Origin of the sequence: Psychrobacter sp. AOP3-A1-26 (assembly GCF_052378235.1) — a bacterium.
Lineage (GTDB): Bacteria > Pseudomonadota > Gammaproteobacteria > Pseudomonadales > Moraxellaceae > Psychrobacter.
Genome location: NZ_JBQSXN010000169.1, coordinates 1 through 1,641 on the forward strand (window position 1 = coordinate 1; position 1,641 = coordinate 1,641).

The window sequence follows — 1,641 nt, forward strand, 5'->3', positions numbered from 1 at the left end:
GGCTCTGTTTTAATAGTGTGTTGATATAACTTATTGATAAATGATATAATGACTCTACAGGCTTTGATTTATAAGGGTTTAACCATGTCAACCGCCACAAAAAACATCGACATTCTCAAACAGTTATTCAACAACCTTTCTGAGAAAGAAAAACAGCTCTTTCTTGGTGATATTTCAGGTCAAAATTCTCTTGAAAAAGTTATTGCAGCTAAAGAGGTATCAAAATGCCCACATTGCGACTCTACCCATTTCGTCAAAAATGGCACTAAATGCAACAACCAACGCTACTTGTGCCGTGACTGCAAAAAATCATTTGTTGAGCAAACAGGCACTATATTATACAACTCGCAAAAAGGCATTGAGGTTTGGGAAAAGTATATCCACTGTATGATTGAGAAGTACCCCTTACGCAAATGCGCCAAAATATGTGATATCAATTTGGCTACCGCCTTTGCATGGCGACACAAGATACTTGATGCGCTACAAAATATGATGACTGACGTTGAGCTTGATGGTGTCGTGCAAGCTGACGAAACATTTACCGCAATATCATATAAGGGTAATCACAAGTCTTTTAAATTGCCACGTATAGCCTATAAGCGAGGAACTAAGGCGAGTAAGCGTGGCTTATCAACAGAAAAGGTTTGCGTTCCTTGTGCCGTCAACTTAGATGGTCTATCCGTTGCTAAGATATCAAACCTAGGCAAACCATCATTAAAAGACTTGCAGAAAGTATTAGATGGCAATATCTCAAAAAACTCAGTATTTGTTACTGACTCGCTGCGTCCTTATCAAAAACTATCACTGGATATGGAGCTAAATCACATCCGTATTGCTACTAAGAAACGCAGTAATGGCTTATTCAATATCCAAATGGTCAATAACTACCACAGTAGGCTTAAAGACCTGATAACGCACCGCTTTAAGGGTGTGGCTACTAAGTATTTGAACAACTACCTTGTGTATCATAACTTTGTTAATTTTGCTAAAGGGTCATCAGAGAGTAAAGAGTCCGTACTGCTAGATTTTATTCGTAACACGCTATGCACAAGCAAGACTGCTGATTTGTCTAGTCGTCCTGCTGTACCTGTCTAACCATTAAGGCTGTTGGGCTGTACTCTATCTTTTTATTTAGATAAAGCTAGTTAAGCTACTTCGGCATGGCAGACCTCACCATCCTTTAGTCGTCTAGCATATACTTTTTCCATTAGGTTAAAAATATCGTCCATACTTAGTTCTTTAACTTTAATTGCGCTCCCACGCTCCCATCCATCAGCGTCATGGTATGCGTAGGTCATGCAGTCAAGGTCTTTGATATCAGTACGTTTGACCGCTTGGGAACTAGCAGTTGGAGCGTGTAGGTTTATGTATATCTCAATCTCATCAGCATACTTACTATCGCTTAGATTGAATATCAATATCAATATCAATACACTTCTATCAGCAATAGCGTAGTATAAATTGCAATAGAAATTCTCTATGGCTTGTAGTACATTATGTAGAAATTCATCTTTGTCTACTAATTCGGGGTTAGTGATATCTACTACCATATACTTAATTCCTTTTGTTTGCTTAAATCAAAACTACTATAACACCATTATTCTATCATTAAATTAATCAACACATTATTAAAACACAGCC

2 protein-coding genes are annotated in these 1,641 nt (G+C 37.7%); one reads left to right on the plus strand and one right to left on the minus strand.

Features of this window, described 5'->3' with window-relative positions; genetic code table 11:
• The first annotated feature begins 84 nt into the window (after positions 1-84).
• Positions 85-1,095 (plus strand): IS1595 family transposase, encoded by a 1,011-nt coding sequence (locus ACT3TU_RS14100; protein ID WP_192520968.1) that lies wholly within the window; start codon positions 85-87, stop codon positions 1,093-1,095.
• A gap of 50 nt (positions 1,096-1,145) precedes the next feature.
• Here ACT3TU_RS14100 and ACT3TU_RS14105 read toward each other — a convergent pair whose 3' ends face one another.
• Entirely contained in the window at positions 1,146-1,550 is a 405-nt protein-coding gene (locus ACT3TU_RS14105; protein WP_444784524.1) for a hypothetical protein, read from the minus strand.
• Positions 1,551-1,641 lie beyond the last annotated feature (91 nt).